Origin of the sequence: uncultured Clostridium sp., from assembly GCF_934754915.1 — a bacterium.
Lineage (GTDB): Bacteria > Bacillota > Clostridia > Clostridiales > Clostridiaceae > Clostridium.
In genome coordinates this window covers 1-6,268 of the sequence record NZ_CAKVKB010000164.1, presented here as the reverse complement: position 1 = coordinate 6,268, position 6,268 = coordinate 1, and the positions used below count along the sequence as shown (strand labels likewise).

The following is a 6,268-nucleotide window of genomic DNA, read 5'->3' as shown; positions in this document are numbered from 1 at the left end:
CCTTTTATCTCAACTTTTTATCAAATTCTTATCACAAATAAAGCTGACTCTAATTTATTATAAGAAAATCACCTGCCTTAATATCAGCAAGTGATTCTATAACTACATACTTAGTTTTGAAATTATTTTCTCCTTCATTCTAAAAGCTGTAGCACTTGAAAAAGATAATTCCGTTGCTATACATAATAAGCTTTTATTGTGTTTATATTTTAATTCTATAAATTTCCTATCCTCTGGCTCAAGTAATGATATATCATAATCCATTCCATAAATTAAGCTTTCCATGTTCCTTATTTTGCTATCTATCCTATATAATCGCTTTATTTTGTCATATTTTTCTCTTTGTAACTTAGTAACTTCATTCTCCAATTCTCTTTCAAAATAACTTGTATCATTAAAACTTGTTTGAACTTTTTCACCAGTATTTGAAGAGGGTATATCAATATCTAAATTTACATATTTATGCACATTTCTTATTCTGTCATTTATATAATCAATCTGTTTTTCTAAGTTTTCCATAATACTTTTAAGCTTTCCTATTTCTTTCTTGTATCTATAATAGTTATATAACTTTCCTTCAATTTTTTGATATTTGTTCTTTTCCATAACAATTCCCATCTCCTTATCCTTAGCCTCTTATCTTTGAGAAATAATGATATATTAAAATCCAAAATACCTCTGCATTATATAAATTCATAAAACAAAAGACTGCAAGAAATATAACGCCAACCCAATAATATTGGTCAACCTTAAATTTCCCGCAGCCATTAATTACTAATGCTTTCCACTTGATTAGTGGGGTACTTAAATATCAAATTTCTATATATTTATTATATCATAAATACCATAAATAAAAATATTGTTTGGGGTTCTACATTATGATGAACCCTATTAATTATACTGTCAATACGCTTGTTTATATTCCCCACTGCTCTTTAAGCTCATTTACAAGTTTCATTGCTTGCCCATCATCTTTGATAATATCCGGATGGCAATTCTTTGCTAAAATTCTATAAAGCCTTTTATATATTGGCTTATCCTCTTCTTTAACTGATACTTGATTATTTGCACTTGAACCAAAAAATGAGTTAAATGCATCTCCATAACTTTTCTTTCTTTCATTAGATACAAAATTAGTCATTTCACGCCATTTCTTAAAATCTTTTATTTCTCCCTTGTCATCCCATATATCTTCAAAAGTCCACTTTCCCATAACCCAGGGCTGATAAAGTTCTCTCCAAGCTCTTAATTCACTCTCATACTTCTCTCTTTCTGCCTGCTTTGCTTCATATTCTGCCCTTTGTTTCTTTATTCTAGTGTCCTCTCTTTTATTATAAGCTTCAATTTTGGCATTTAACTGATTGTATAATTCTTTCAATTGCTTATAATCTAAGCTTGCATCATATTTACATAACTTTTTAATATCAGTAATATCATAATTTCTATATGTACCTACAACTTTATATTTCTTATATATACACAAATAAGAATCACAATCTACATATGTTACAGATAATTGAAATTCTTTATTGTCTACATGATTATTTTTACACCAATCCACACAACTTTCATCTTCTGGATCAAAGCACTTTAATGCTTCTTCCCATTCCATTTCTTTCGCAAATATTCCGTAATATACTTCAAAGTTCCTTTCTGGTTCATTTAAATATTGTCTATACTCACTATATAAATCCCAGTCGTTTTGTTTTATATATTCGTCTAAAAGCTCCTTATTAAAAAATATAGGTAAATTTAATTTATATTTTGCAATTATATCAATCATTTGCTGATGTGTTACTTCTCCTGCTTCATACCTTGCTATTAATGTCCCTTCTATACTTTCATTACTTCCAACCCTATTTAACAACTCTGCATTGAGATTAACTGTTTCATTGTAAATCTCATCAATACTCTTATCATTATTTTTTATAATATTTTGTGTTAATTCTATAGATTTATTTAATACCTTTCCTTTTTGTGCGTTGTCGCACTTTTTTATTTCTTTAACTTTTAATGCAATATCTCTTGTACTCATATCATCAGTATGATTGTTTTCTATAAGTTCTTTCTGCTGATCCTTTTTAAGTTTACCTATCTCTATCAGTGACCATGTATTTAATTTATCTATATTAACCTTTTTATCAGGAATCATCTTAATTAAATCTTTCTGAATCTTTACAGACCTTATATATCTATTAGCAGTATTTACAGTAAAATCAACATTATTCTTTAACCAATCATTCCATTCTGCTTTTGGCAATATTCCTTTAACTGTAATTAAACATTCTGCTATTTTGTTTATAGATGCTCCAATTTTTTGTTGTTCGATATTAATTATATTCTTACATTTTTCCAGTTCAACTAATTGCTTTTCTTTTGATATCATCATTTTGGTATACGCCCTCCTTTAACATTTAATTCTGATAAAGTATCAGCTCATTACAGACGTTTTACTGATTTAAATGTATAATTTATCATTCAAACAACACAACGCCTGTATGAGCCTAATATTAATTCATATATTTTCCGTTAGTAAAATCTACTTCCAGTAAGTTATTACTTTCTGATTCTAATGGCTTACTTCTATTATCCAAAACTTCTAATACTGACCTTATTGCAACTATTTCTGGAGTTTGTGCTGTTCCTTCATCTGATACAGCAAGTTTTATAAACTGTAGTATATAATTATCTATCAATATAGCATTTACTTTATCGCTGTCTTTAAGTTTCTCTATTGCTCCTCTTAAAGCATCATCTGATAAGGCATACCCTGCAATCTTATCAAACATTTCTTCCCATTGATTATTATTTGCTTTTTTCATTTAAATTCCCCCTCTATTCAACATCAATATAAACCCTATAATATTTACCTTGCTTATATGGTTTACTGACATTTGATATCTTAACTCCTAAAGATAATATGTTAATCAGCTTAATTTTCTCTGCTTCATCTGTATATTTAATTACTATTTTTGTCATTATCAGTACCCCCAGTTTCCTTTATTATTGTTTTTAACGTTGTATAAAGAATCCTTAATATTCTAGGATCGTCAATTTTATTGACTAGCCTAATTATTTCACTTTTCAATGTCAGCACCTCCAACAACAATACTATTTCTTCTGATGAATTCAGTTACTAATCTGTAAAATTCAATCTCATTAGCACTCATTACTAGCACCACCCTTTAATTGAACCTCTTTAAGTCTTTCTATTTTCTTATCCAATTCAATTTCAAGATTAACTATCTCTTGAGCCTCTGCTGACATATTATTTATTCCATCTAATACTGATAACATTTTATTTCTAACTGCTATTGATGGCTTTCTATTTAATAAATTTTCTAAATTGTTTAGAATCTCTTCTCTTTCTTCAATTAATGTCTTATTTAATAATTGTGTATGCCTCTTCCTTTTAGTTCTTTCTTCTCTCTTCCCCTGCATAACTCCCAATTTAAACATATACAACATTGTCGCATATTTATTATTTGTTTCAGGTTCATATTCAATATTTGCTAATTCTTCTACCTTTTCAGCAAATTCACGCATTCGCAAATATTCTCCAAACATAACATTATTCATTATGTTTTCTACATCATCATAATTTATTAATTTAAATTGCATTTTCTTCAATTCAACTTTTTTAGCCACTTTTCTCATTTCTTCATTTTCTTCTTTGCTATAGTAATGGAGTCCATCACCTCTAAGCACAAATTTAATTTCTGCCTTCTTATCCTTTTCAGACATTTTATTGTCTATAAATAAATATGTCTTGTCTTTAATTTTATATAAAACACTATGAAAACCTGTTGTGTCTGCATATGAAACATATACTTCTTTGTCTCCGCATATTAACTTTTCAAATACAGCTGTTCCCTCTTTTAGTTCCTTTGCCAATCTCATCTGTGTTATTGCTCTTATTTCCTTTATATCCATTTGTATAACCCCTATCTATGTATTAATTTATATAATTCAATGCTTTTACTAATCTGCATTAAAGTTAAATTCTGAACTTTTATTCCTTGGCCAACTAATTCATTAATTAATTGCTGAAATAATTCAATTTTCATAAAATACACATTCTCCTTAAATTTACTCTTGATTTTGAAGAGGTACCGTTATACACTTAAAGTGCGAGTTTAAGGAGTATAACAGTATCTCCCTGGTGATGAATGTTTATCTATGTTCATCACCTTTTTCATATTTCCATTTCTACTATTCTATTTTGAATTATCAGATTATCTTGTCCCATCATTAAGCAATAATCAAAATTTCTCTTTATTTCAAACATTTTATTTGTTACCACTCTCTTTATTTCTTTATCTGAAACATTACTATTTGACATAATTTCAAATTTTATAGGAATGTAATAGTATAATTCTTTTTCACAATCATATCTATTCCATATAGGATCCTCTTCTGAAAACTCAAGCATAAAATCAAAATAAATTATAGTTTCTTTCAATTCTCCACAACAATTTTCATATTTTGTATCAAATTCAAATCTGCTGCTTTTTAATTGTCTATGCTGATTTATAAAGTTTTTAACCGAATGTACTTCTATTGGCATATAATCTTTTTGCATAACAGCTATTCCTCCAAAATCTGTATTAGTTCTTGAGTTACTAAATTATATTCAAATTCAAGTTTTCCAGTTTGTCCATTTCTATTCTTTTCAATATTTAATTCCAATATGTCCTGCTTCTTACTCTTATCATTGTAATATCCATCTCTATATAGAAAACCAATTACATCAGCATCCTCTTCAATCGCTCCCGAATCTCTTAAATCTGATAATATTGGATGTTTATCCCCCCTTTGTTCAACTACCCTTGATAACTGGCACAACGCAACCATACACACATCTAATTGTCTTGCCATGCTTTTTAAATTATTTGATATAGCAGTCATTCTTTCATACGGTTTACTTATCTTAGAAGATATCTTCCCAATGTGGTCTATTATAATAACATCTAATCCATGCTTTATTTTTATTTCCTTTGCTTTTAGCATTATCTTAGATATTGTTGCTACTCCTGGAGCATAGAAAAATAAATTATTCTTTTTCTCCAATATAGCTGCTGATTTTATTATTTTTTCAAAATGTTCATCACTCAATCTGCCTTTTCCTATTCTGTTATTGCTTATATGTGTATCACTTGATAACATTCTTTGTCCCATTCCCTCAAGTGTCATATCAAGTTGTACATACAATACTTTAGCTTTTATATTTTCCAATATCTTTAATGAAAAAGCTGTTTTCCCTATTGATGGCCTAGCTCCAAATACTACCATAGAACCACGTTCAAAACCATTTATTGCATTATCTAATATTTTTACTCCTGTTGGTATACCAGTTATCCCATCCTTTGACTTACTGGCTTCTTCAATTCTTTTCAATGTATTTTCTATAACATCATCAATAGTTAAATACCTATCATCACCATTATGTGAAGTAATTTTCATTAATGAATTTTGAATGTATGTTATTTTTTTCTCAATACTCTCCTCACTATTAAGCACATTATTACATATGTCATTAATTTTTCTTCTCATACTGTGCTCTAATATTATTTTTAAGTGACTATCAAATGTATATCGAGTTATATAGCTGCTTGCTATTTCAGTTATTTCTGTTACAGTAACAACATTTTCACTTATTGATTTTTTAAGACTATTAAGTAATACAATCAAATCAAACTTAATGTCTTTTTTATATAATCCGACCATTTTACAATAAAGAATTTTGTGAGTTGTTCTGTAAAAATCCTCTTCTGTAATAGCTTCCATGGCTTTCAATAAGTATTCATTGTGTCTAATTATGATCCCTAATACACATCTTTCACTTTCAAGTAAAATTTCAATATTTTCATCCATTGGCAGCTCTCCTATTCTTCATCAAAATTTGTTATTGCCTTTCTAGGAATAGGCTTATATTCTAAAAGTCTTGCATAATTAAATACTCCTTTTTCCTGTTTAAAATAATCTTTGGCCATTTTCTTAGCATCAGCTAAGCTTATTTCTTTAAATCCGTCATACCATATATCAAGTATCTCATTATCTGCTTCCACATTAACTCCAGGTATCTTAGCGCCAGGGAATAATTCTCCTAATAACTTTAAATACTTTGCAAATTCTTGCTTATTCATTTGTCCATCCCTCCAATTTATTGTTATTTATAGGCTGTTTAGAAATAGATTCTTTTAGTGGAAATACACCTTGCCATGAATTAACAATACTTTGTTCTAAAATCTTAATTTGTGTTTCAGTA

The 6,268-nt window shown here is 28.3% G+C and carries 9 protein-coding genes; all 9 read right to left on the bottom strand.

Annotated elements, in window-relative coordinates; translation table 11 throughout:
- Positions 1 to 102 precede the first annotated feature (102 nt).
- Positions 103 to 606, bottom strand: a complete 504-nt coding sequence (locus tag Q0F58_RS16370) for a transcriptional regulator (protein ID WP_294378929.1) — start codon at positions 604 to 606, stop codon at positions 103 to 105.
- Between the two features lie 310 nt (positions 607 to 916).
- Entirely contained in the window at positions 917 to 2,389 is a 1,473-nt protein-coding gene (locus Q0F58_RS16365) for a DUF3102 domain-containing protein (protein ID WP_294378927.1), read from the bottom strand.
- A gap of 121 nt (positions 2,390 to 2,510) precedes the next feature.
- A complete protein-coding gene (locus Q0F58_RS16360; RefSeq protein WP_294378925.1) occupies positions 2,511 to 2,822 on the bottom strand; it encodes a hypothetical protein in 312 nt (103 codons plus the stop codon).
- Between the two features lie 13 nt (positions 2,823 to 2,835).
- On the bottom strand, positions 2,836 to 2,979 hold the full coding sequence (locus Q0F58_RS16355) for a hypothetical protein (RefSeq protein ID WP_294378924.1): 144 nt from the start codon (positions 2,977 to 2,979) through the stop codon (positions 2,836 to 2,838).
- A 180-nt stretch (positions 2,980 to 3,159) separates the two neighbouring features.
- On the bottom strand, positions 3,160 to 3,933 hold the full coding sequence (locus Q0F58_RS16350; protein ID WP_294378923.1) for a hypothetical protein: 774 nt from the start codon (positions 3,931 to 3,933) through the stop codon (positions 3,160 to 3,162).
- Between the two features lie 11 nt (positions 3,934 to 3,944).
- Positions 3,945 to 4,067, bottom strand: coding sequence for a hypothetical protein (locus Q0F58_RS16345; protein ID WP_294378922.1), 123 nt, complete (start codon positions 4,065 to 4,067; stop codon positions 3,945 to 3,947).
- A 128-nt stretch (positions 4,068 to 4,195) separates the two neighbouring features.
- Positions 4,196 to 4,582: a hypothetical protein gene (locus Q0F58_RS16340; RefSeq protein ID WP_294378920.1), complete on the bottom strand. Its 387-nt coding sequence runs from the start codon at positions 4,580 to 4,582 to the stop codon at positions 4,196 to 4,198.
- Between the two features lie 5 nt (positions 4,583 to 4,587).
- A complete protein-coding gene (locus Q0F58_RS16335) occupies positions 4,588 to 5,874 on the bottom strand; it encodes a DnaB-like helicase C-terminal domain-containing protein (protein WP_294378917.1) in 1,287 nt (428 codons plus the stop codon).
- A gap of 11 nt (positions 5,875 to 5,885) precedes the next feature.
- A complete protein-coding gene (locus Q0F58_RS16330) occupies positions 5,886 to 6,146 on the bottom strand; it encodes a hypothetical protein (protein WP_294378915.1) in 261 nt (86 codons plus the stop codon).
- Between the last annotated feature and the right edge of the window lie 122 nt (positions 6,147 to 6,268).

Excerpts from the sequence above, each read along its gene's own strand:
- Q0F58_RS16370 (WP_294378929.1), bottom strand. The coding sequence starts at position 606 with ATGGAAAAGAACAAATATCAAAAAATTGAAGGAAAGTTATATAACTAT.
- Q0F58_RS16365 (WP_294378927.1), bottom strand. The coding sequence starts at position 2,389 with ATGATGATATCAAAAGAAAAGCAATTAGTTGAACTGGAAAAATGTAAG.
- Q0F58_RS16360 (WP_294378925.1), bottom strand. The coding sequence starts at position 2,822 with ATGAAAAAAGCAAATAATAATCAATGGGAAGAAATGTTTGATAAGATT.
- Q0F58_RS16355 (WP_294378924.1), bottom strand. The coding sequence starts at position 2,979 with ATGACAAAAATAGTAATTAAATATACAGATGAAGCAGAGAAAATTAAG.
- Q0F58_RS16350 (WP_294378923.1), bottom strand. The coding sequence starts at position 3,933 with ATGGATATAAAGGAAATAAGAGCAATAACACAGATGAGATTGGCAAAG.
- Q0F58_RS16345 (WP_294378922.1), bottom strand. The coding sequence starts at position 4,067 with ATGAAAATTGAATTATTTCAGCAATTAATTAATGAATTAGTTGGCCAA.
- Q0F58_RS16340 (WP_294378920.1), bottom strand. The coding sequence starts at position 4,582 with ATGCAAAAAGATTATATGCCAATAGAAGTACATTCGGTTAAAAACTTT.
- Q0F58_RS16335 (WP_294378917.1), bottom strand. The coding sequence starts at position 5,874 with ATGGATGAAAATATTGAAATTTTACTTGAAAGTGAAAGATGTGTATTA.
- Q0F58_RS16330 (WP_294378915.1), bottom strand. The coding sequence starts at position 6,146 with ATGAATAAGCAAGAATTTGCAAAGTATTTAAAGTTATTAGGAGAATTA.